21 protein-coding genes are annotated in these 23820 nt (G+C 55.9%); 14 read left to right on the top strand and 7 right to left on the bottom strand.

All coding sequences use genetic code 11. The features are described 5' to 3' along the window. The first annotated feature begins 137 nt into the window (after positions 1 to 137). From Q0O33_RS01080 to argC, 3 genes are all read left to right on the top strand, one after another. Positions 138 to 1526, top strand: coding sequence for a leucyl aminopeptidase family protein (locus Q0O33_RS01080; RefSeq protein ID WP_295494875.1), 1389 nt, complete (start codon positions 138 to 140; stop codon positions 1524 to 1526). A 78-nt stretch (positions 1527 to 1604) separates the two neighbouring features. Beyond that, positions 1605 to 2555 carry an NlpC/P60 family protein gene (locus Q0O33_RS01075; protein WP_295494872.1) on the top strand — a complete coding sequence of 317 codons (951 nt, stop codon included), beginning with the start codon at positions 1605 to 1607 and terminating at the stop codon, positions 2553 to 2555. Further along, positions 2552 to 3487: an N-acetyl-gamma-glutamyl-phosphate reductase gene (argC, locus tag Q0O33_RS01070; RefSeq protein ID WP_295494870.1), complete on the top strand. Its 936-nt coding sequence runs from the start codon at positions 2552 to 2554 to the stop codon at positions 3485 to 3487. Before Q0O33_RS01075 ends, argC begins: the two co-directional genes overlap by 4 nt. Positions 3488 to 3618: 131 nt before the next feature. Here argC and map read toward each other — a convergent pair whose 3' ends face one another. After that, on the bottom strand, positions 3619 to 4446 hold the full coding sequence (gene map, locus Q0O33_RS01065; protein ID WP_295494867.1) for a type I methionyl aminopeptidase: 828 nt from the start codon (positions 4444 to 4446) through the stop codon (positions 3619 to 3621). A 62-nt stretch (positions 4447 to 4508) separates the two neighbouring features. On the opposite strand from map, the gene Q0O33_RS01060 reads away from it, so the two are divergent. Together Q0O33_RS01060 and Q0O33_RS01055 are read left to right on the top strand one after the other, a co-directional pair. Beyond that, a complete protein-coding gene (locus Q0O33_RS01060) occupies positions 4509 to 5267 on the top strand; it encodes a competence/damage-inducible protein A (protein ID WP_295494865.1) in 759 nt (252 codons plus the stop codon). Positions 5268 to 5327: 60 nt separating this feature from the next. Further along, on the top strand, positions 5328 to 8204 hold the full coding sequence (locus Q0O33_RS01055) for a M16 family metallopeptidase (RefSeq protein WP_295494862.1): 2877 nt from the start codon (positions 5328 to 5330) through the stop codon (positions 8202 to 8204). An 11-nt stretch (positions 8205 to 8215) separates the two neighbouring features. Here the strand turns inward: Q0O33_RS01055 and hslU are convergent, their stop codons facing one another. Together hslU and hslV are read right to left on the bottom strand one after the other, a co-directional pair. Continuing rightward, entirely contained in the window at positions 8216 to 9520 is a 1305-nt protein-coding gene (gene hslU, locus Q0O33_RS01050) for an ATP-dependent protease ATPase subunit HslU (RefSeq protein WP_295494860.1), read from the bottom strand. A gap of 59 nt (positions 9521 to 9579) precedes the next feature. Then, positions 9580 to 10146, bottom strand: a complete 567-nt coding sequence (gene hslV, locus Q0O33_RS01045; protein WP_295494858.1) for an ATP-dependent protease subunit HslV — start codon at positions 10144 to 10146, stop codon at positions 9580 to 9582. A gap of 202 nt (positions 10147 to 10348) precedes the next feature. Between hslV and Q0O33_RS01040 the strand changes: the two genes are divergently transcribed. The 4 genes from Q0O33_RS01040 (at position 10349) to polA (ending at position 15328) form a co-directional block, all read left to right on the top strand. Further along, positions 10349 to 11176: a carbon-nitrogen hydrolase family protein gene (locus Q0O33_RS01040; protein ID WP_295494856.1), complete on the top strand. Its 828-nt coding sequence runs from the start codon at positions 10349 to 10351 to the stop codon at positions 11174 to 11176. A gap of 21 nt (positions 11177 to 11197) precedes the next feature. After that, entirely contained in the window at positions 11198 to 11413 is a 216-nt protein-coding gene (locus Q0O33_RS01035) for a hypothetical protein (RefSeq protein ID WP_295494854.1), read from the top strand. 150 nt (positions 11414 to 11563) lie between these two features. Next, positions 11564 to 12442, top strand: coding sequence for a DMT family transporter (locus Q0O33_RS01030; protein WP_295494851.1), 879 nt, complete (start codon positions 11564 to 11566; stop codon positions 12440 to 12442). A gap of 69 nt (positions 12443 to 12511) precedes the next feature. Beyond that, positions 12512 to 15328 carry a DNA polymerase I gene (gene polA / locus Q0O33_RS01025; RefSeq protein WP_295494849.1) on the top strand — a complete coding sequence of 939 codons (2817 nt, stop codon included), beginning with the start codon at positions 12512 to 12514 and terminating at the stop codon, positions 15326 to 15328. Between the two features lie 30 nt (positions 15329 to 15358). Here the strand turns inward: polA and Q0O33_RS01020 are convergent, their stop codons facing one another. Continuing rightward, positions 15359 to 15613, bottom strand: coding sequence for a DUF2171 domain-containing protein (locus Q0O33_RS01020; protein ID WP_295494847.1), 255 nt, complete (start codon positions 15611 to 15613; stop codon positions 15359 to 15361). Between the two features lie 246 nt (positions 15614 to 15859). Between Q0O33_RS01020 and Q0O33_RS01015 the strand changes: the two genes are divergently transcribed. After that, complete coding sequence (locus Q0O33_RS01015) at positions 15860 to 18133, top strand: TonB-dependent receptor (protein ID WP_295494846.1); 2274 nt, start codon at positions 15860 to 15862, stop codon at positions 18131 to 18133. A gap of 129 nt (positions 18134 to 18262) precedes the next feature. Here the strand turns inward: Q0O33_RS01015 and Q0O33_RS01010 are convergent, their stop codons facing one another. Continuing rightward, entirely contained in the window at positions 18263 to 19156 is an 894-nt protein-coding gene (locus tag Q0O33_RS01010; RefSeq protein WP_295494843.1) for a prephenate dehydratase, read from the bottom strand. Between the two features lie 146 nt (positions 19157 to 19302). Here Q0O33_RS01010 and Q0O33_RS01005 point away from each other — a divergent pair, with 146 nt between their 5' ends. After that, positions 19303 to 19938, top strand: coding sequence for a cytochrome c family protein (locus Q0O33_RS01005; protein WP_295494841.1), 636 nt, complete (start codon positions 19303 to 19305; stop codon positions 19936 to 19938). 10 nt (positions 19939 to 19948) lie between these two features. On the opposite strand, the gene Q0O33_RS01000 is transcribed toward Q0O33_RS01005, so the two are convergent. Both Q0O33_RS01000 and Q0O33_RS00995 read right to left on the bottom strand, forming a co-directional pair. Beyond that, entirely contained in the window at positions 19949 to 20815 is an 867-nt protein-coding gene (locus Q0O33_RS01000) for an LOG family protein (protein ID WP_295494838.1), read from the bottom strand. A gap of 39 nt (positions 20816 to 20854) precedes the next feature. Continuing rightward, on the bottom strand, positions 20855 to 21514 hold the full coding sequence (locus Q0O33_RS00995; RefSeq protein WP_295494835.1) for an extensin family protein: 660 nt from the start codon (positions 21512 to 21514) through the stop codon (positions 20855 to 20857). 134 nt (positions 21515 to 21648) lie between these two features. Here Q0O33_RS00995 and Q0O33_RS00990 point away from each other — a divergent pair, with 134 nt between their 5' ends. The 3 genes from Q0O33_RS00990 (at position 21649) to Q0O33_RS00980 (ending at position 23781) form a co-directional block, all read left to right on the top strand. Continuing rightward, positions 21649 to 22236, top strand: a complete 588-nt coding sequence (locus Q0O33_RS00990) for a ferric reductase-like transmembrane domain-containing protein (protein WP_295494833.1) — start codon at positions 21649 to 21651, stop codon at positions 22234 to 22236. 2 nt (positions 22237 to 22238) lie between these two features. Then, positions 22239 to 22553 (top strand): PepSY domain-containing protein, encoded by a 315-nt coding sequence (locus tag Q0O33_RS00985; protein ID WP_295494831.1) that lies wholly within the window; start codon positions 22239 to 22241, stop codon positions 22551 to 22553. Between the two features lie 103 nt (positions 22554 to 22656). After that, complete coding sequence (locus Q0O33_RS00980; RefSeq protein WP_295494828.1) at positions 22657 to 23781, top strand: phosphoserine transaminase; 1125 nt, start codon at positions 22657 to 22659, stop codon at positions 23779 to 23781. The last annotated feature ends 39 nt before the right edge of the window (positions 23782 to 23820 follow it).

Raw genomic sequence — 23820 nt, 5'->3', positions numbered from 1 at the left:
GCTACGGCGCGCGGTTCGGCCCTGCGATTGCAGGTAGGCAGACCGATAGTTGCCAGGAAAAGCATGCATATAAGAAAAATACAGGATATTTCTAAATTATCTCCCGTTCACATGCTAATCCGGCTATCGCGGTGCTTATGCGTTACGACAATTTGATCCAGCCTGATAATGAGCAGGCAGCCACTCTCATCCACATCACCGACAAAGGCCGTTTTGAATCTTGGCTTGCGCTGCAATCCGATGCGGCCCGAACGGCGATCAAGGCGCAAAAGTTTGATGGCAATGCGAATGATATAGCCATATTGCCGGGTGACAAGCCCGGGGACTGGTCTGTCGTCGCAGGGGTTTCGGATGCGGCCGTTCCGAGCGTCTGGCATCTTGCCAAAGCCGCAGACAGCCTTCCCGAAGGGACATATCGGCTTGCCGATTATGATGCGGGTGATGCTATGCTCGGCTGGATATTAGGGCAATATCGTTACCAAGAATATCTGAGCGAGCCGAAGCTTGTGGGGCCGCGGGTCTTGTTGGTGCGCGAGCCCGCCCGCATCCCCTTGGCGGAGTTGCAGGCCGCTGCAACCGCTTTGGTGCGCGATCTTGTCAATCGGCCAGCGGGCGACCTTGGGCCCAATGCGTTGGAGGGCGAGGCAAGGCGCATCGCAAAATCGCACAAGGCCGACGTCACGGTCACCGCCGGTGAGGCGCTGGAAACGGGCTATCCGCTTATCCACGCTGTCGGTAAGGCTGCCGCGCGGGAGCATGCGCCGCGCCTGATTGAATTGGAATGGGGTGACCCGCGCCACCCGCGTATCGCGATTGTGGGCAAGGGCATTACGTTCGACAGTGGCGGGCTGGATATCAAACCCGCCTCCGGCATGCGGTTGATGAAGAAGGATATGGGCGGCGCAGCGCATGCTTTGGCATTGGCGGAGCTGATTATGGCGGCGCGTCTACCGGTGCGGTTACACATGTTGGTGGCGGCGGCCGAAAACAGCATCGCGGGCAACGCCATGCGCCCCGGCGATATCGTCAAAAGCCGCAAGGGTATCAGCGTAGAAATCGACAATACCGATGCCGAAGGGCGATTGGTGTTGGCGGATGCGCTCACCAAAGCGATACAGGATGAGGCCGCGTTAATCATTGATTTCGCCACGTTGACTGGTGCGGCCCGCGTGGCGCTTGGTCCCGATTTGCCTGCGATGTTCAGCAATGATGAAAGCGTCGCCAATGGCATACTAGAGGCGGCAAAGGCAGCATCGGATCCGCTCTGGCGCATGCCGCTTTGGGCGCCCTATATGGAAATGCTCGACAGCGATATCGCCGACACATCCAATAGCGGTAGTGCCTTTGCTGGCGCGGTTACTGCGGCGTTATTCCTCCAAAAATTCGTGCCCGACGATGTGCCTTGGGTGCATCTGGATACCTTCGCTTGGCGGCCCACGAGCAAGCCCGGCAGGCCAAAGGGCGGCGAGGCGCTTGGATTGCGGGCGATCTTTCGTTATTTGACGGAAACTTATCCGGTCGGCTAAGGGCCGTAGAAGCAATTTTTCGTCGCACCAGCGCAGGCTGGTGCCTGTCTCGCCTGTCGTTCAAAGCCGAGAGACGTAATGGGCCCCAGCCTACGCTGGGGCGACGTATTTGGGGGATATAAGAAGTTGTCAGACGGTCAGATACAGGCGGGGGCACGGCCTATCTTCACATTAAGCGGACACAGCCTTGTCGGCGACAAAAGGACCACGCCCATCCGTGGCGACCTTGCCGATATCAGTCTGGCTGGAAAGCTTTTTGCGCCGCATTATGCGGTGCCGATGCTGCGCACAGGTATCGCGCCCGTTACCGAAATCCATGCCGAGGCCCATGCAACATCGATGCCGGTCAGCGCGTTGATGCATGGCGAAGAATTTGCGGTGTTGGATGTCGCAGGCGAATGGGCCTGGGGATATTGCCTGCACGACAATTATTTGGGCTATCTGCGCTTTGCCGAACTGGGGGATGATTTTGCTGCCACGCATATCGTTAGCGCGCCCGCGACCTTGCTTGTGGCTGCACCATCGACGAAAGCGCCCGTGCTGGCGCGTTATCCTATGGGCGCGCGTTTGCTCTGCGGCGAACTTAGCGCCTGTGGCAAATATCTGGCGTGCGAAAATGGTTTTGTGCCGCATACGCATGTATCGGAAATTGGGCGCGTAGATGCATCGCCCGCTGATCTTGCAGAGCAACTGGTCGGCACACCCTATAGCTGGGGCGGACGCAGCGGCGATGCGCTTGATTGCTCTGGTCTTGTCCAATTGGTCTTTGGCCTGAAAGGCATCATGGCCCCCCGCGACGCCGATATGCAAATGGCCGATTTTGGCGTGGAATTACCCGAAGGCGCAACGCTGGAACGCGGCGATTTGGTTTTCTTCCCCGGCCATGTCGGCATCATGGCCGACGCCGAAAACATCATCCACGCGAATGGCGCCGCAATGGCGGTAAGCGTGGAACCGTTGGCGGACGCGGCGGCACGTTTTGCCGAGCATGAGGTCGCGATTTTGACACGCAAAAGGGTTGCGCTTTGACCAAATCCATCTTCATCGACGGCGCTGCGGGCACCACTGGGCTTGAGATTGCTGACCGGCTGTCGGGCCGCGATGAGTTCACGCTGATCGCCTTGGATGATGCCAAACGTAAAGATGTGGCCGCGAAGCGAGAAGCGTTGAACGACGCTGACTTTGTTATTCTCTGCTTGCCAGACGACGCTGCAAAAGAGGCCGTGGCGATGACGACATCCGCCACGACCCGCATCATTGATGCGTCCACGGCCTATCGTATTGACCCCGATTGGGCCTATGGCTTTGCTGAATTTCGCAAGGGCCAGCGCGAACGGATTGCGTTAGCGCGGTTGGTCAGCAACCCCGGTTGCTACCCCACCGGATTTTTGGGCCTTATCGCGCCCTTGGTGGCCGCTGGCTTGATCCCTGCCGATTGGCCTTACACGGTCAACGCGGTGTCGGGCTATTCGGGCGGCGGCAAGGCGTTGATACAAAGGTTCGAAGGCGAGGGCGGGGATATCGGCTATCGCAGCTACGGCCTTGATCTGGCGCACAAGCATGTGCCCGAAATGCAGGCCCATGCAGGCCTGATCCACCCGCCCATCTTCGCCCCCGCCGTCGTCCGCGCCTTTCGCGGCATGGTGGTTGAAGTGCCCTTGCCGCTATCGGCTATGGCAGGGACAGGTAGCGCGGATGCATTACGCAATGCACTACTGGCCCATTATGCAGGATCAAGGGTTGTGACGGTGCACAGCGAAGCTGCGCCAAGCGAATTATTGATGCACGCCGATCAAGCGCCGTCCGACCGGCTTGACCTTTATGTGCTGGCGTTGCCCGACGGGTCGCAAGTGCGCCTGTTGGCGATGCTCGACAATCTCGGCAAAGGCGCGAGCGGCGCGGCGGTGCAGAACCTCAACATCATGGCTGGGTTGGACGAGACGAGCGGGTTGCGGTTGTAAACCTAATGTCGGACTAAGCGCGCCGTCACCCTGAACGCGTTTCAGGGTCCATTTCGCCCCTAAACCCTCGGGTCCGCGTGGCATGATGGATGCTGAAACAAGTTCAGCATGACGATGTTTGGTTAAGCCCTTCAATAAGGCGGCTGATCAAAACCCTTTGGGCTCATGGTAAATATCTCACAGCCGTCTTCGGTGATGCCGATGCTATGTTCGAACTGCGCTGACAGGCTCCGGTCGCGCGTTACCGCCGTCCAGCCATCGTCGAGCACTTTGCCTGCGGCCTTGCCGATGTTGATCATCGGTTCAATCGTGAAGATCATGCCGGGGCGCAGCTCTGGGCCCGTGCCGGGGCGGCCGACATGGACGATTTCGGGGGCATCGTGGAATAATTGGCCCAAGCCATGGCCGCAGAAATCACGAACCACGCCATAGCGATGCTTTTCGGCGTGGGTTTGGATGGCGTAGCCAATGTCGCCGACACGGTTGCCGGGCTTGGCCGCTTCGATGCCGAGCATGAGGCATTCATAGGTCACATCGACCAAACGCTTGGCCTTCACCGGCACATCACCGACCAAGAACATGCGGCTAGTATCGCCGTGCCAGCCGCCCAGTTGCGGCGTAACGTCGATGTTAACAATGTCGCCATCTTTCAATTTCTTGTCCGACGGAATGCCGTGGCAAATGACATGGTTGATCGAAATGCAGCAGCTATGTGTATAGCCGCGATAGCCCAAAGTTGCAGGGACAGCGCCGCCGCGCATCGTCATTTCGCGGACAATGTCGTCCAATTCTTCGGTGCTTACGCCCGGCACGACATGCGGCACCAAGGCGTCGAGGATTTCGGCGGCAAGGCGACCGGCCTTGCGCATGCCCTCAAAGCCCTCGGCCCCGTGCAATTTGATCGTCCCATCGCGGGCCTGCATCGCCTCTTGGGGCGTCACGCGTACATATTGTTCCATGCACGCGATATAAGGCAATAATCCGCACTTTGCGAGGGGGTGAATTATGCTATCGGATGCGGATGACAGATTCCCGCATCTATACCGCTGCCCTTGTAATTATCGGCGATGAAATCCTTTCTGGCCGCACACAGGACAAAAATGTCAGCCAAATTGCGCTTTGGCTCAATATTCAGGGCATTCGCCTGCGCGAAGTGCGCGTGGTCGCCGATGATATGGATGCGATTATTGAGGCGGTGAACCTTTTGCGCGCGCGCAATGACTATTTGTTCACCACTGGCGGCATTGGCCCAACGCATGATGACATTACGGTCGATGCTATTGCGGCGGCTTTGGGTGTAGAGGTTGTCATTCACCCTGAGGCAAGCGCGGTCCTCCATGCATATTATGAAACCCGCGGCGGCATCAATCCGGGCCGTTTGCGCATGGCGCGCGTGCCCGATGGCGCGGACCTCATCCCCAACAAAATGTCGGGCGCACCGGGCATTCGCCATGGCAATATCTTCATCATGGCAGGCGTCCCGCACATCACCGCTGGCATGTTGGACGCATTGACCGGCACGCTTGAGGGCGGGGCGCCCTTATTGTCGCAACAAATCGGCTGCTGGGTCGCCGAAAGCGAAGTGGCCAAGCTTCTGGGCGATACCGAAAAGCATCATGAAGGATGCCAGATCGGCAGCTACCCGTTTTTCCGTGAGGGCAAGGTCGGGGCAAACTTCGTCGTCCGTACCACCGACGCGGATAAATTGGCGGAATGTGTCGAGGCGTTGCAACTTGGTCTGCGCGGTTTGGGTTATGACACCGTCGATGGTGGAATTTAAGCGGGGGATCTTCGGATCGTTCATGTGCGGTCAAGCTGCACACCCGTTATGAGGAGTGTAATGCGCAAACTTTCTTATGCTCTCGCTTTGGCGGCCTTGCTGCTTTCCCCCGCTACTTACGCCCAAACTGCGCCCACCGCGACCGCGCCCGCCAAGTCGGTTGCACAACCTTGGTTATATGAAGGCAGCGACGTCCCTGTGGATGACACATGGACTTTTGGCGTTCTGCCCAACGGCCTGCGCTATGCGGTGAAGAAAAACGATGTGCCAGCGGGGCAGGTTTCCATTCGCGTGCGGATAGATGCGGGCGCATTGCATGAAAATAATGACGAGCAAGGTTTTGCGCATCTCATCGAGCATTTGTCGTTCCGCGGATCAACCTTTGTTCCGGATGGGGAAGCCAAGCGCATTTGGCAGCGGTTCGGCGTAACATTCGGCAGCGATAGCAACGCGCAAACCACGCCGACGCAGACCGTGTATAAGCTTGACTTGCCCAATGCGACGCCGGAAAAGCTGGATGAATCGGTCAAAATCATTTCGGGCATGATCCGTAACCCACGGATTTCACCAACTGCGCTGAATGCCGAACGCGCGATTGTTCTGGCCGAATTGCGGGAGAATAGCGGCGCGCAGATGATCTATAGCGATGCGTTACGCCAGCATGCGTTTCAGGGGCAGCGTCTTGCGAACCGGTCGACCATTGGGACGCCAGAAACACTGCAAGCGGCAGATGCCATCCGCCTAGCCGCCTTTCATGACCGCTGGTATCGGCCCGAAAACGCCGTGGTCGTCATGGCTGGCGATATGGAACCGACCAAGCTTGCCAATCTCGTGCAGAAATATTTCAACGATTGGAAAGGCAAAGGCCAAAGCGCGCCGGAGCCAGATTTTGGCGACCCCAGCCCGCAAGGCACGCCTGCGCGTGTGCTGATTGAGCCGACATTACCGACAACGGTCAGCCTTGCCTATCTGCGGCCCTGGCGCAAAGTGAACGACACAATCGTTTATAATGAACAATTGCTGATCGATGCCTTGGCGTTGCAAATCATTAATCGCAGACTTGAGGTGCAGGCGCGCAATGGTGGCAGCTATCTATTTGCCCAAGTCGAGCAGGAAGATATTTCGCGCACCGTTGATGCGACATTGGTTTCGCTGACGCCCGTCGGTGACCAATGGGAAGCTGCAACGCGTGACGTCCGCGCGATTATTGCCGATGCGGTTGCGACGCCGCCGTCGGTTGCGGACATTGACCGGGAAAAGACATTGTTCGGCAACGCGCTGCGCACGATGCTAGACAGCTACCCATTTGAAGCCGCCGCTAAGCAGGCGAATGATATCGTCAATGCCGTCGATATTCGTGAAACAGTAGCGGCCCCGAAAACCGTCATTATGGTATATGAAGGGATGCAAAATAAGTTCACGCCCGAACGGCTTTTGGAATCCACGCAGAAGCTTTTTAGCGCCGATGTCACGCGGTTGATGGTTTCTTCGCCCACCACGATACCCGACGCGGATAATCGTGCTCTGGCGGTTTTGAATACGTCCGTGGCGGCGAACACATCGGCGCGCCTGTCCGCAAACACTATTGGCTTTGCCGCGCTGCCCAAATTGGGTGCGCCGGGCAAGTTGGTGGCCGAGGAAACATTAGCGCGATGGGACCTCACGCGGCTGGAGCTATCCAATGGCGTGCGTGCATTGATCTATCCGAATAAAGCCGAAAGCGGCCAGATTCGTGTGCTGGTCCGTTTTGGCCGTGGACATCAAGCAGTGAACCCTGACCAAGGCGGATTATTATGGGCAGGTTCATTGGTTCTGCCGGAAAATGGCATTGGTAATTTTAAGCGGACCGAAATTGATCAGATGGTCAACGGACGGCGCATTGAACTCAACTTTTCGGTCGATGAGGACGCATTTCAATTTGCCGCAAATACGCGGCCAGATGATCTTGCCGATCAGCTCACCTTAATTGCGACCAAGATGGAATATCCTGGTTGGGATGCCGCGCCCGTTGAACGCGCCAAGGCCTTGGCTACGTCAGGCTATGCCAGTTTTGAAATGTCGGCGATGTCGGTGTTGCAACGTGATTTGGAGTATCTGCTGCGCAATAAGGACGCGCGTTGGAAGGCGGCGACGCCGGCAGAAGTGGCGAAAATTGATGCAGCGAAGTTTGAAGCCTATTGGCAGCCTTTGATGGCGCAAGGTCCCATCGAAGTTCTGCTTTTTGGCGATTTTGAGAAAGCGGACGCAATAGCGGCATTGGAAAAAAGTTTCGGCGCGATGGCGCCGCGCGCGGCATTGCCCGCATCAGCCGCGGCCAGCGATGTCCGTTTCCCCGCGCCCACGGCCGCGCCTGTGCGCCTGATGCATCGTGGGGCCAGTGATCAATCGGCCGCGGTCATGGCTTGGCCAACGGGCGGCGGCATTCAAGGTATTACCGAGGGGCGACAGTTGGAAATATTGGCGGCGATTTTCCGTGACCGATTGTTCGAAAAATTCCGCGCCGAACAAGCCGCGAGCTATAGCCCAGACATGGCTGCCAATTGGCCTCTGAGTTTTAATAGCGGCGGATATTTGATGGCGTACACGCAGGTTAAGCCTGCGGATGTGGACCGTTTCTTTGCTTTCGCAGATGCTGTTGCGGCGGATTTAATAGCCAATCCCGTAGGCGCCGATGAATTACAGCGCGCTGTGGAACCGACCAAGCAAGCCATTGAGCGTGCGGCGTCGGGGAACACATTTTGGCTCAATCAGCTGAAAGGGGCGACCTACAACCCCGAACGCTTTGTAGCATTGGGTAAGCTATACAGCGATTTTAACGATGTAACGCCAGCCATCTTGCAGGCGCTGGCGAAGCGCTATTTTGTCAAGGACAAGGCGTGGAAGCTCGTTGTTGATCCGCAATCAAGCGATGGCGCGGGTGCGGCTGTCGCTCGGTAAAGCGACACGGGCTACAAAACATATTTGGATAGGTCGGTGTCCTTGGCGATGCCCGAAAGCTGCTTGCTGACATAAGCCGCGTCGATCTTCAACGTTTCGCCTTTGCGGTCCTCGGCGTCATAACTGATGTCTTCAAGCAGCTTTTCCATCACAGTCTGCAGCCGCCGTGCGCCGATATTTTCGACAGAAGAATTCACGTCCACTGCGATGCGCGCAATGGCATCAATGGCGTCGTCGCTGAATTCCAGCGTGACCTCTTCGGTCGCCAACAACGCTGTATATTGTATCGGCAGGTTGGCACGGGTTTCGGACAGAATCCGGACAAAGTCGGCATGCTCCAGCGCCCGCAGTTCAACGCGGATGGGCAAACGGCCCTGTAACTCGGGCAACATGTCGCTTGGCTTGGAAATGTGGAAAGCACCTGACGCAATGAACAACACATGGTCGGTTTTCATCGGGCCATATTTGGTCGCGACGGTGGTTCCTTCAATCAACGGCAACAGATCGCGCTGAACGCCTTCGCGACTGACCGAACCGCCGCCGCGCGTATCGGACACCGCAATCTTGTCAATTTCGTCCAAGAACACGATGCCATTGGCCTCGGCATCGGCAAGCGCGACGCGGTTTACATCGTCTTGATCTAGACGCTTTTCGGATTCCTCCTCGACCAGCTTCTTCCATGCGTCGGGGACTTTCATCTTGCGCCGTTTCAGATTGTCCTTGCCAAAGGCCTTGCCCATCATCTCGCCAAGATTGATCATCCCGACATTGCCACCCATGCCCGGTATTTCCATCGGCATCGTCGGATTGTCGGACACCTCGATTTCAATTTCGACGTCGTCCATATGCCGTTCGCGAATACGCTGGCGGAATGCTTCGCGTGTTGCTTCGCTGGCCGTGTCGCCGGCCAGCGTTTTCAGTATGCGCTCCATCGCCGCCGTTTCCGCAGCTTCGCGGACATGTTCGCGGCGGCGCTCTTTTTCCAGGCGCACGGCTTCTTCGGCCAAATCGCGGGCAATTTGTTCTACGTCGCGACCGACATAGCCAACTTCAGTGAATTTGGTGGCCTCAACCTTAATGAACGGCGCGTCGGCCAACTTGGCCAAGCGGCGAGAAATCTCGGTCTTGCCGCACCCCGTGGGGCCAATCATCAATATGTTTTTGGGCGTAACCTCGTCACGCAAATCCGCGCCAAGCCGTTGGCGGCGCCAGCGATTGCGCAGTGCAACCGCAACCGCTCGCTTCGCGTCTGCTTGGCCAATGATATGTTCGTCGAGAGCAGCCACAATGGCTTTTGGGGTCAGTGCGTTTTTCATTACGACCTACATGGGAAGTTGCGAATGGCGTTCAAGTGAAGCGGAAAAGTGACGCGCGCCTATTGCGCGCTATCCAATGTTTCAACCGTCAGATGGTCATTGGTATATACGCATATTTCTGCAGCTATTTTCATGGCATGCCGCGCCATTTTTTCGGCGTCTGTTTCATAATCGGCGAGCGCACGGGCGGCGGACAACGCGTAATTGCCGCCTGATCCAATCGCCGCGATGCCGTCATTCGGCTCTAGCACATCGCCATTGCCTGTTAGGATCAGGGTCACATCCTTGTCCGCGACAATCATCATCGCTTCCAAATTGCGGAGATATTTGTCGGTCCGCCAATCCTTGGCCAATTCTACTGCCGCGCGCATTAACTGCCCGCGATGTTGTTCGAGCTTGCGCTCCAGCCGTTCAAAAAGGGTGAAGGCATCGGCGGTCGCCCCTGCAAAGCCACCAATGACGGAGCCATCCTGCAATTGCCGCACCTTTTTGGCATTGGGCTTCATCACTGTCTGGCCCATCGACACTTGGCCATCGCCAGCGATGACCACTTTGCCATTTTTGCGGACGGATAGTATGGTGGTGCCGTACCATGTCACCGGATTTGCGTGCGATTGTGTTTCCATAGATCGGGATATGGGAAACATCCGTTAAAAGCGCAAGTGAGCGGTATTGTCTTTTGAATATCCTTCAACTGGCTTTCCCGCGGGCGTACGCCCGCTACGACTTCGTTAGAGTTGCATATTTCTTGCAATGTTGCTTGCCCAGTGAAATGATTGGCTTCAAGCGACGCCACTTTCCATTTATTTCCAATGTATCAGGTTTTTCATGCGGATAGCCTTGCATCAAATGACAAGTAATATTGATCCGATGCATAACGCTTCGGATATGGCAGATGCTATTGCCAGCGCCGCCGAAAATGGGGCGGTCATGTATTTCGCGCCAGAAATGTCGCTTTTGGTCGACCGTGATCGCGCGCGCGCGCGTAAACATATGGCGGATGAATCACATAATATGGCCTTGCAAAGTCTGATCGCAGCGGCGGCCCGGCATCGGATATGGGTGCATATCGGCTCCATGCCTATTTTGGACGAAAGCGCGGAGAAGTTGGCCAATCGTAGCATCATCATCTCTCCAGATGGCGTCATTGCCGCCCGCTATGACAAAATGCATCTGTTCGATGTTGATTTGGCCTCGGGCGAAACGTGGCGTGAGTCATCCGCTTATGTTGGCGGACAACAACCCGTGGTGGTTCAAACACCGCTTGGCCTCATGGGGCTCGCGATTTGCTATGATATGCGCTTTCCTGATCTGTTCAGCGCGTATGCCAAATCAGGCGTTGATATCATTACCCTACCGTCAGCTTTTACCGTGCCCACGGGTGAGGCGCATTGGCATGTGCTCTTGCGCGCACGGGCCATTGAAAGCGCGGCATTCGTTATCGCGGCGGCGCAATGCGGCGTGCATGAAGATGGCCGCCAAACCTATGGCCATTCCTTAGTGGTCGACCCTTGGGGGACAATATTACTCGATATGGGCAGCGCACCCGGCCTCGCTTATGTTGATTTGGACCTCGAGGCCCTGAACCGAGTGCGAAGGCAAATTCCGGTCCACGCAAACCGGCGAATCATTCCTTCACCCTTTATTGCTGGATAAAGCCGCATTAAGGGCAGTCTTATGCAGGCGTTTGAACAAATTGTTTGGCAAGATCATATCTGGGTGGCGTCATCCGTGATGTCTGCGTTGGTGGTATTAGTCAGCAGCTTGGCTGATCGCCGCCGTCATAACCGTGCCAATATCGACGATGTGGGCTTCATGCCATGGACCGCCATTACCGTGTTTTCGGTGCTGGCTACGGTGCTCTCAGCGGCGCTAGCACTCAAGGGGCTTTAACCCGCCCTGATCTTAGCCCAAGTGGATGTGCAAAAGCCGGTGATTAAGGCTGAAAATTGGCATCATCTTCGACCGATGCCATGCGACGATGGCTCTGCTTTCCATTCCGGATAAAGCAGATTAAAGCGGCGCAACTTTTGGGGAAATTTTGTGACATCATCCTCGGTCCGGTCGGGCCTGTTATACGCACTGTGCGGCTTTGCACTTTTGTCGATTGGCGATGCGGTCATCAAATCTATCGCAGGAGCGTGGCCGGGTACTGCTGTGGCTGCATTGCGCTATTCGATTGGTGCCATAGGGCTTGGCACTTTGCTGTTCCTGAAGGAAGGGCGACAGGGTTTTGCGTTTCCTATGCCCAAAATGCAGTTGTTGCGCGGATTTTCGGTAGCCATGGCGACGATCTGCTTTTTTTCCTCCATATTTCTGATGCCCTTGGCCGATGCGACAGCCATCGGCTTTACCAGCCCCATGATAACAGCAATTTTCAGCGCATTATTTCTGCATGAGCGAACCAACATGACGAAGTGGTTGGCCATATTGATTGCCTTTGGCGGCGTCCTGCTGATTATGCGGCCCAATGTTGCCGAGCTTGGATGGGTGGCGCTGCTGCCGCTGGCGGCTGCAATCAGCATGGCATTCATGATGATTGGCAACCGCGCCGTGGCCGGGGCAGGGTCGCCACTGCTGATGCAGTTTCTGGTGGCGTCGGTCGCCGTGCCTTTCATCCTCAGCGCGGCCTTTATTGGCCATTTTTCTGGTGTTGAGGCGCTCGTGGTCGGGATGCCGGATTGGACGATCATTGCCCGCTGCACTCTGGTTGCCGTCACCGCAAGCTTTGGGCATTGGTTGATATTCATGGCAACGACGCGCGCGTCTGCCGCAGAAATCGCGCCCATGACTTATATCCAGCTTTTGATGGCTATTGGGTTGGGGATCATGTTATTTGGCGATTGGCCGGACCTCACGTCACTTGCAGGCGCGGGCATCATCATCGCAAGCGGTCTCATTCTGTGGCGCGGGTCCCGCTAAAATTTTGCACAATGCCAAAGCGGTAAATTAGCAAAAGACTTGGCCAAAACGGGCTGCTATCGCAGCGTCATGTCTGACCAAAAGCATCTCTACCTCGTTGACGGCTCCGCCTATATTTTCCGCGCCTATCACCGGCTACCACCGCTGACTAACAAGCATGGGGAGCCTGTTGGCGCGGTCTATGGCTATACGACGATGTTGTGGAAGCTGGCGGATGATTTGAACCAAGCCGATGGGCCAACGCATATGGCGGTGGTGCTGGACAAATCCAGCCAGACATTCCGCAACCGGATTTATGATCAATATAAGGCGCATCGCCCCGACCCGCCCGAAGACCTGAAACCCCAATTTCCTATGATCCGCGACGCAACACGCGCATTCTCGCTGCCATTGATTGAAGAAGAAGATGTCGAAGCCGACGACATGATCGCAAGCTATGCCAAAGCGGCGAGCGCCGCAGGCTGGCATGTCACAATCGTCAGCAGCGATAAGGATCTGATGCAGCTCGTTGAACCGCGCATCGACATGTTCGACACGATGAAAAACGAACGCATCCGTTCTGAAGAAGTGTTCGAGAAATTCGGCGTTGGTCCGGACAGGGTCGGCGATGTGCTCGCGCTCATGGGGGATAGCGTGGACAATGTGCCCGGCGTTCCTGGCGTTGGTCCAAAGACCGCGACCAAGCTGATTCAGGAATTTGGCGACCTTGAAAGCGTCTTGGCCGCAGCGCCCGATATGAAGCCATCCAAGATGCGCGACAATTTAATTGAGCATGCCGCAAAGGCACGATTGTCGAAGATTTTGGTGACATTGAAAGATGATTGCCCTTTGCCCATCGCCATGGAAGACATGGTTCTGGGTGCTATTCCCGAGGAACCTTTGGCCGAATTTCTGCAGCATCACGGGTTTAATTCGCTGTTGAAGCGTATTGGCCATGTCGCGGATATAGCGGCGGCCAATAAGGCGATTGCGGGCAATCCCAAGGCCATGAACGCAGGTGATGGCGCCGAACGCGCGCCGGTAACAGGCGCGTCCGCTGCTCCTGTGCCAATGCCAAAAATTGATATCTCCGCCTATGAATGCGTTACCGACATCGCGCGGCTGGACCATTGGATAACCCGCGCGCGTGAAACCGGCACCTTGGGCTTTGACACCGAAACCGATAGCTTGCAGGCCGCGAGCGCCAACCTTGTGGGGCTAAGCCTTGCGGTCGCGCCGGGTGAGGCATGCTATGTCCCGCTCGCGCATGGTGGCACCGACATGTTCGCCGAACGGCCGACGCAAATTCCGATGGCGGACGCGCTAGAAAAGCTACGCCCGTTGCTCAGCGACCCGGAAGTCCTCAAAATCGGCCAAAATTTGAAATATGACATGTCGGTGCTGGCGCGGCACAATGTCGATATCACGCCTTATGATGATACTATGGTGATGAGCTTTGCGCTCGACGCCGGGCGTCAGGCGCATGGCATGGATGAGCTTTCCAAGACACATTTGGGCCATGAATGCATTTCGTACAAAAGCGTGACCGGCACGGGCAAAAGCCAGATTGGTTTCGCTGCGGTACCATTGTCCGACGCGACCCGTTATGCGGCGGAGGACGCCGATGTGACGTTGCGCTTGTGGCACCATCTCAAATTGCGCCTGAGCCCTGAAAAGGCGACCAGCGTTTATGAGCTTGTAGACCGTCCATTGGTGCCCGTGCTGTCTAAAATGGAATGCCTGGGTATCAAGGTTGACCGCGCTGCGCTAGCGCGGCTGTCGTCCGAATTCGCCGCGCAAATGGAATTGCTCGAAAAGGAAATTCATGGCCTTGCAGGGCAAGCCTTCACCATTGGTAGTCCGCAGCAATTGGGCGAAATCCTGTTTGGCAAAATGGGCTATAAGGGCGGAAAAAAAGGCAAATCTGGACAATATTCTACCGATGTCACTGTGCTGGAGGACCTTGCGGGGCAGGGCATAGAAATCGCGCGCAAAGTGCTCGACTGGCGGCAATTGGCGAAGCTGAAATCGACGTACACAGACAGCCTGCAGCAGCAGATTGACCCCAAAACCGGCCGCGTACACACAAGCTACAGCCTTGTCGGCGCACAGACTGGGCGTTTGTCATCGACCGACCCTAATTTGCAGAATATCCCGATCCGCACTGAGACGGGACGTCAGATCCGGGACGCATTTGTCGCTGAGCCGGGCAATGTCATCTTGTCGGCTGACTATAGCCAAATCGAGCTTCGGCTCGCCGCGCATTTTGCCGATGTCGAACCCTTGCGCGACGCGTTTGAGAAGGGTGAGGATATCCACGCCCGCACCGCGCTTGAGCTGTTTGGCGAAGTCAACCGCGACACAAGAGGGCGCGCCAAAACGATTAACTTCTCCATCCTCTATGGCATCTCGCGCTGGGGCCTTTCAAAGCGTCTGGAATCCTCCCCGGAAGAGGCGCAGGCGCTCATCGACGCCTATTTCAAACGCTTCCCCGGCATTTCCAATTATATTCAGGAGACGATGGCCACCGTCCGCGAATGCGGTCATTCGACCACCCTTTTTGGTCGCAAGACATGGTTCCCGCGCATCACGTCGCCCAATCAAGCCGAACGGCAGGGCAGCGAACGCGCCGCGATCAATGCGCCGATCCAAGGGACAAGTGCCGACATCATCAAACGCGCGATGGTGCGCATGGGGCCCGCGTTGCAGGCCGCCGGACTTGGGCATGTGAAGATGCTGCTTCAGGTGCATGATGAATTGGTGTTCGAATTGCCAGAGGCAGACGTTGCCGCCGCCAGTGACATCATTCGCAACGTCATGGCCAATGCCGCCGAGCCGCTGGTGAAGCTTTCGGTTCCTTTGGGCATTGAAATCGGCACTGGGCCAAGTTGGGGGGCGGCGCACTAAGCCGGAGACTAAAGACGCCGCCCAACGGGTTTAGCTTTTGGCGTCTTCTTCTTGTTCGAAAGTAACGGCAACGTCAGCATTGGCCGATAAACGGACGGTTTTGTCGTCAACCGTGGCGACCAGCCCGCCGTCGATATAATGATGATGCCCTTCATGGCTGCCTTGCCCTGAATCTTTTTTGGTCAGCTTGATGCGGTTGCCCTCGACACCGTCAACGGTACCAACATGCACGCCGTCGGCGCCAATGACGTCTGCATGTTCTTTAATGTTTGATAGGTCAGCCATGTGTAAATCCTTTGTGGAGAGATTTGCTAACGCCTCAAACCGCTTTTGGGTCCGGCCTGAGTAACTCTCTTCGCCCGCGTGGGAGGGGCATTAAGTCGGCTGAAAACTAAACACCCGCACCACCTGCCGCACACCCTGTCGCAATTAATTCTTATTTAGATATTCAAACTGTCGCACGGCGGTCCCCATAATGACGCGACCCTTGCGCATAGGGCCAGTATCCCCGATTTACTGGAGTTTTTTGTTATGCGTCGTCCCCATATTGCTCTTGCACTGTCGATCCTGTCTGCATCCACCGCCATGCCCGTATATGCGCAGACGGCAGAGGCTGACGATCAGGCGTTTGAAGGCGAGATCATCGTCACCGCACAAAAACGTGAAGAACGGCTGGTCGATGTGCCTGTGACGCTCAGCGCGGTTAGCGGTAAGCGCCTTAACGAATTGGGCGTCAGCGACTTGGACGAACTCGCTAATTATATCCCTGGCCTCAACATTCAGGAGCAGAGCGCGAACAACCCCGGCGTTGTTATTCGCGGCATTACGTCCGATTCGGGCTCTGCGCAGCAGGCAGCGCGCGTCACATTATATTATAATGGCGTCGATATCTCGCGGTCACGCGGTTCCTATCAAGACATTTACGACATTGAACGGATTGAGGTCATCAAGGGACCACAAGCCACTTTGTTCGGCACAGCGTCGGCTGTAGGTGCGATCAGCATCATTTCGGCGCGGCCAGAGGCTGGCTTTTCGGGCGCGCTGACCGGTGGCATTGGTAATTTTAATCAGCGCCAGCTCGGTGGCTTTATGAATGTCGGATCTGACACACTGGCCGGTCGCGTCGCCTTCGCATTCAAAAAACGAGATGGCTATGTCAACAATCTCGCACCAAATCAGGACGATTTGAACGGCCAGGATCAGTTTGGTGTGCGGGGCTCGTTGCGCTTTACGCCCAATGATGCGCTGACCGCTGACCTTATCCTAACCTATGACCGCCAACGTAACCCCGGAACGGCGTTTGTTTCCAAAGCATTGCCGACGGCTTCGGGTGCAGGTGATCCGTTTGGTGACGCATATCTTGGTGGATCGCCACGTTCATTGCAGGATTTATATCAGGAGAAGCTTGGCCTGACGCGCGATGTCTATGACGCAAACTTCACAGTGAAGTATGACCTTGCCGATAATTGGGCACTGACGATGGTCAATGGTTATCGCAAATTTGACTCGCTTGAGGTGTTTGACGCCGATGGTTCAGCCGCCCCTTATCTGGAATTTACAGAATTGGCCAAGGGCGACCAGTTCAATCATGAAACCCGCTTTGCTTACACCGAAGATAACTTTCGCGGTTCATTCGGGTTTAATTTCTTCCATGAAGACAGCATCCAGAATGTCCCTTTTTCCGGCAATGAGCGTGTATTCCTGGCCTGCTTGACCAGCACAGCGACAACCCGTGCCAATTGCGTTGCGCCCAACGGCACAGTCCCGGCGCTCGCGTTGACGCCAGTTCCATATAGCTCGGTGTTTGAAAATCAGGGCCGCAATGACAGCTATTCGATGTTTGCCGATGGCACCTGGATCCCGACGCCCAGCCTCGAACTCACAGCTGGCGCGCGTGTCCTGATTGAAAAACGTCGGTCTGGCTTTTTCGCTCGCGTGCCGCGCTCGGCTCTGACGGGCGGCGCTTCGTTGGTTCCGGGTCAAGTTGACACCGCAGGTCAGACGTTCCGCACGGAGGACAGCTTCCAAGCCGTCCTGCCACGCTTCAACCTATTGTATCGTTTCTCGGATAAATTTAACGGCTATGCCACTGTGTCCAAGGGCCGTCGTTCCGCGACTGTGCAATTGGGCGCCCGTGCGACCGCTACCGGCCCTGTTGGAAACTTCACACCCGTATTGGCCGAAAACATCTGGAATTATGAAGTCGGCTTGAAAGGTGCGTTGGGCATTTTCTCCGGTTCAATCGGCGCATATTATCTGACCTACGACAATTTCCAAGTCAGCATTGTATTGCCCAATGGCACCACGCAGACGCAAAGCGCTGGTTCAGCGACCAACAAGGGCGTTGAGGCCGAATTGACCATGAAGCCGACAAGCTGGCTCAGCGTGTTTGGCAATGTGGGCTATATTGATGGCGGCATTGACGACAAACCAACCATTGCGGCCAATTTCCGGGGTGCCAAATTCCGTTTGCAACCCGAAGTGCAGGCATCTGGCGGCTTTACCATCGATGCCGATTTGGGTGGTGTGACCTTCTTTGCCACGCCGTCGGTTACCTATCGCAGCAAGATGTTCTTTGAAGTCCCCAACAACCCACTCATCGCCCAAGCGGGCGTGACGCTGGTCAATGTGAACGCAGGGTTCCGTTTTGGTGAGGACCGTTTCGAAATCTCCGCTTTTGCACGCAATTTGTTGGACGAAGATTATTTGCTCGATGCTGGCAATACGGGCGGTGCCTTTGGCATCCCAAGCTACATTCCCGCCGAACCACGTTTATATGGCGTCAAGGTTGGCATGAAGTTCTGATCGGGGACGGTTAAGTCTCGCTGCTTCGTTATCCCAGCCTTTGCTGGGATAACGGGAGTGGGATTGGACGATGGGGTGTAGTTATGGGTTTGTGGCAAACCCAGCCGGCGCGTTCCCGTTGATACCGCCTCAACCCCGTTCGCGGGTTTGCATATAGGTTCCAAGCAGGCGGACCGAGTTGCAGTGGAAGCGTAGCTCTTCCAATGCGCGGTCGACGGCTGGGTCGCCCGGTGCGCCTTCGATATCGGTGAAGAATTCGGTTGCGGCAAAGCTGGCGCCGTTTTGATAGCTTTCCAGTTTGGTCATATTGACGCCGTTGGTCGCAAAGCCGCCCATCGCCTTGTACAAAGCGGCGGGGATGTTCTTCACCTCAAAAATCAGCGTGGTCATTAATGTGCCCGTCAGGGTGCTGCGGTTCGCAGGTTGGCGTGAGAGGACGACGAAGCGGGTGGTATTGCTGTCATCGTCTTGCACGGCGTCGTTAATAGCGACGAGACCATAAAGGTCCGCAGCAATCGGGGGCGCAATCGCGGCCGCCGACGCATCGTCATTGGCGGCGACAAATGCCGCCGCCGCCGCGGTATCCGCGTAAGCGACGGGAATAATGCCATTTGCGCGCAAGAAATGCCGGCATTGGCCCAGCGCTTGCGGATGGCTCATGGCCGTTTTGAGCACAGCACCTGCCGTTTTGGCCATGAGGCAATGGCGGATCGACATAAAATGCTCGGCAATAATGCTAAGGCCCGATTCCGGCAGCAAAAAGTGGATGTCGGCCACGCGGCCATGCAGCGAATTTTCAATGGGTATAATCGCGGACGCAGCCGTTCCATCCTTGACTGCATCAATGGCGTCTTCGAACGAAAAACAGGGCAGGGGTAAACAGTCTGCGTCATATTCCAACGCCGCCAAATGCGAGTTCGCCCCAGGCGCGCCTTGAAAGGCAATCGCTTTTGCAGGATGTTCATGGGCAGCAAACGTCATGTCTTTGACGATTGCCAGTGCGGGTGCGGGATAACTGTTCATGCTGCAAAGGCGTTAGGATAGGCAGACTTATCGGGCAAGTGTGGATTTGGACACTTGCACGGCGTAGCACTCGCTATTAGAGGGGCCAGTGAAACCGGCCGTCATTCTGCGCCGGTGTTTTAACGCACTTTCAAGGCTGATAAACAATGGATGATCGTAGTAACACAATTGCTGGCTGGGTTTTAGCAGGCGGCATCGTCGCGCTTGGACTAAGCATCGTCACAGGCATGTATTTCCATCCAGAGGCGCCTGAGAAAGAGGGTTTTGCTGTTGTGGCTGAGGCATCTGGCGAAGCGGGCGGCGCTGCGGCTGTACCTATCGCGACATTGCTTGCCACCGCAGACATCGCCAAGGGCGAAGCGGTGTTCAAGAAGTGCGCGGCTTGCCATACCATTGCCCAAGGCGGCGCAAATGGCATTGGGCCGAATCTCTGGGCAGCAATGGGTAAGCCGCATGGCCATGTTCCTGGCTTCGCTTATTCCGATGCCTTGAAGAGCGTTCCAGGTAACTGGGATTGGGAAGGCATGGACAAATGGTTGGCCAACCCTAAAAAATATGCACCGGGTACGAAGATGACTTTTGCTGGTCTGGGTAATCCCGAAGAACGCGCGAACTTGATCCTGTACATGAACGCACAAGGTTCAAACTTGCCATTGCCAACGCCGCCTGCCGCGGAAGCACCTGCCGCTGATGCAGCGGCGGATGCCGCAACGGGTGAAGCTGCCGCAGCGCCCGCAGCCGATGCTGCCGCACCAGCCGCTGCCGCAGCGCCGGCGAAGTAATCCGGTTAGTTCAATGTGACACTTCGTAGAAATCGCAGATGGCATCCCATGCCTCTTCTGCGGTCTCTACGAACTGGAATAAATCCAGATCAGGGGGGCTGATAACGCCCTCGAGCATAAGCTCCTCAAAATTCACGACGCGGTTCCAAAATTCACGCCCAAACAACAGGATCGGCATCTTCTTGATTTTGCCGGTTTGAACCAGCGTCAGCAGCTCAAAAAATTCATCAAATGTGCCAAAGCCGCCGGGGAAAACCGCGACTGCGCGCGCGCGCAGCAGGAAGTGCATTTTGCGCAAAGCGAAATAATGGAATTGGAAGCTTAAGCGCGGCGTCACGAACAGGTTTGGGGCTTGTTCATGCGGTAACACGATATTCAGGCCTACCGATTCTGCGCCGACATCATGCGCGCCGCGATTGGCAGCTTCCATGATCGAAGGGCCACCGCCCGAGCAAACGACAAAGTGGCGACGGCCTTCTTCATCGGTGACATTGGCTTTTCCGGCCAATTGCGCCAAATGGCGCGCTTCTTCGTAGAAACGTGACTTTTCTTTCATCCGCTCCGCGATGATTTTGGCGCGCTCCCCGTCGGCAGCGGCGACCATCGCGTCCACAGCCTCAGGCTCGGGAATACGCGCGGAACCGTAGATGACCAACATGGAACCGATGTTCGCTTCATCGAGCAACATTTCGGTTTTGAGCAGTTCAAGTTGAAAACGAACAGGGCGCAGGTCTTCGCGCAGCAGGAAGTCCGTATCCTGAAAGGCCAGCCTGTACGACTTGCTTTGCGTTTGCGGGGTGGAAAGTTGCTGTTCGGCAAAATCCGCTTCTTGTTGTGCTTTATAAAAGCGGCGATCGTTAATTTTTGTGTCTGTCATTACCCTGCATGTAGGGTGCATACATCGAATTTGCCACCTTTATCGGCAATAAGCGGTGCCGTTGCTCATCGATTTGGCCATATCAAAATGGAAATGATTTGCATGCGCGGCGTTATAATCAGGGCCAAGAACGGTGCCAAAGCGTTTGCAGGCAGATTGATGTAAGCGGCGCAGGAATGCCCGTTCTTCGGATGATCCGCGCCAACCGTTCAGCACCGAGACACGCCGTCCATCGCGTAAGACAAAGGCGGATACATCAACGGCATTCGCAAATGCATGTTCGGATAATCTGCCCGACCGACTGCCGGCGATAGCGCGGCAATTGAATGTGCCCATAGTCTCAATCTTCACGACCTCGCTGCCCAGATATTTCTTTGCCGCAGGCACCACGGCAAAACGCGCCCAATCGGTAAAGCTTGACGCAAGCGGACAGGTCATTGCCCCTAAATTTGTTGTCTGCGTACCAAAGTCCATTAGCTTTATCGTGTCGATCATGCGGCATCCACCGTCGAAGCTTTTGCTAGGCAGTCCTGCAAAGCGCACCGATTTGGATTTGAGGCCAGCCAGGCATTGGCGGGCGTTTTGTGACGTCATATTGTCGCTCGATCGCGGCGACTGCGGTTTTTCCCGTCCACCGCAGGACGCCAGCGCAAAGACGCCAGCGATCAGCAGAAATCTTTGAAAATAGCCCAACGACATAAATGCGTCTTAACGCAAAATATAGGCAGCGCAGCCAAAAAATGACGTAACACCCCTTAACTGCATGCAAATATGCGGGGCGCTGTTGCAATTTGCGCGTTGCATAGCGCACGACAGGCGATTATCGCGGATGCATGTTGCGAATCATTCTTAATAAGAAGCCGACATTCTGGGCATTATTATGTTTGCCTGCTGTGTTGATGATGCGCCCTTATCTTTTCGGCGATGTGATCGCGATGGATATGCTGCACCCAACGGGCGAATGGTCGGCGCGCTTCATGATCGCCGCGATGGTGCTTAGCCCCTTATCATCGTTGATTGGACCGCGGCCTTGGTTAAGCTGGCTTATTCAGCGCCGCCGGGCTTTGGGTGTGGCGGCCTTTGGCTATGCGACATTGCATCTCATTTTCTATGTCATCGATATGGGAAATCTTGACGATATGCTTGCCGAATTTTGGGCGCTGGGCATCTGGACCGGTTGGGCCGCGATGCTGTTGTTTGTGCCCTTGGCGATGACCAGCAACGATGCGTCTATGCGCGCGCTCAAGGCGGGCTGGAAACGTCTTCAGCGCTTGGTCTATCCCGCTGCCGTGCTCGTTCTTGTCCATTGGATATTCATCCACAATAATTTAGGACCAGCACTCGTACACTTCGTTCCACTCGTGCTTCTCGTTGCGGCACGATATTTCCTCCCAAACAGACCCAATTTTAAAGGAGCATGAATATGCGTTTATGGACACCTCTTTCACTTGCCGCTGTGGCTGCTATCGCCTTTGCGTCCGTCCCTGCATCGGCAACTGGCGCAATCACCTGTAAATCAGGGCCCGAATCCGGATGGAAAAGCCAAAAGGCGTTGACCGACAAATTGACCAAAGATGGCTGGACAGTCCGCAAGTCAAAAGTCGATGGCGGCTGCTATGAAGTTTATGGCACCACGCCCGAAGGCGACCGTGTGGAAGCCTATTTCCACCCAGTAACCTTAGAAAAATTATATGTGAGCCGTCGTGGCGAAATATTGTTTCGCAAGGCGGGTTACTGATAGCTTTTTACAATAGTCATTGACAAAGCCGGGGCTGCGCCTAAACGCGGCTTCGGGCCACGCGGCCCCAACGCCGCGCTGCTCTCTGCAAGGAGACGCTTATATGACTATAGTAAAACCCGCCGTTAAACCGGCGCGTCCGTTCTTTTCCTCCGGTCCCTGTGCGAAACCGCCAGGCTGGAGCCCAGAAAAACTTCAAACCGAATCGCTTGGCCGCTCGCACCGCGCGAAAATCGGCAAGTCACGCCTGCAATTGGCCATCGACTTGATGCGCGAAGTGCTTCAGGTGCCCGATACCCATCGCATTGGCATTGTCCCGGGTTCCGACACAGGCGCGATTGAAATGGCAATGTGGACCATGCTGGGCGCGCGCCCCGTCACGATGATGGCGTGGGAAAGCTTTGGCGAAGGCTGGGTCACGGATGTGAACAAGCAGTTGAAGCTGAACGCCCATGTCATGAACGCGCCTTATGGCGAAATTCCGGATTTGAGCGCAGTCGATTTCACCCATGATGTGGTCTTCACATGGAATGGCACAACGTCTGGCGCGCGCGTTCCCAATGGCGACTGGATCGCCGATGACCGTGAAGGCCTGACCTTCAATGACGCTACCTCGGCCGTATTTGCTTATGATATGCCTTGGGACAAGCTCGATGTGACAACTTTTAGCTGGCAGAAGGTGCTGGGCGGCGAAGGCGCGCATGGCGTGCTCATTCTCGGGCCCCGTGCCGTAAAGCGGTTGGAAAGCTACACCCCATCATGGCCGCTGCCAAAAGTGTTCCGCTTGATGTCGAAAGGCGCGCTCGCCGAAGGTATCTTCAAGGGCGAGACGATTAACACGCCGTCGATGCTGGCTGTTGAAGATGTTATCTTCGCGCTGGAATGGGCAAAGACAGTTGGTGGATTGCAAGGCCTGATGGCGCGCAGCAACGCCAATGCCGCTGCGCTGGACGATATTGTTGTGGCAAGCGACTATCTTGGGTTTCTTGCCGCTGACCCTGCCATCCGGTCGAAAACCTCGGTGTGTTTGACCGTAAAGGGCGCGGATGAAGCGATGATCAAAAAAATCGCGTCTTTGCTTGAGGCAGAGCATGCGGCCTATGACATTGCCGGATATCGTGACGCCCCGCCGGGCTTGCGCATTTGGTGCGGTGCAACCGTTGATGCCGCCGATATCCAAGCGCTCGGGCCATGGCTCGATTGGGCTTACCACACCGCAAAAGCATAACCCCGTCGCGCCAGCGAAGGCTGGTGCCCATTACGCCTC

Source organism: Sphingorhabdus sp. EL138, assembly GCF_945862485.1.
Classification (GTDB): Bacteria; Pseudomonadota; Alphaproteobacteria; order Sphingomonadales; family Sphingomonadaceae; genus Sphingorhabdus_B.
The sequence above is the reverse complement of the archived record's forward strand: the minus strand, read 5'-3'. Positions and strand labels throughout refer to the sequence as shown.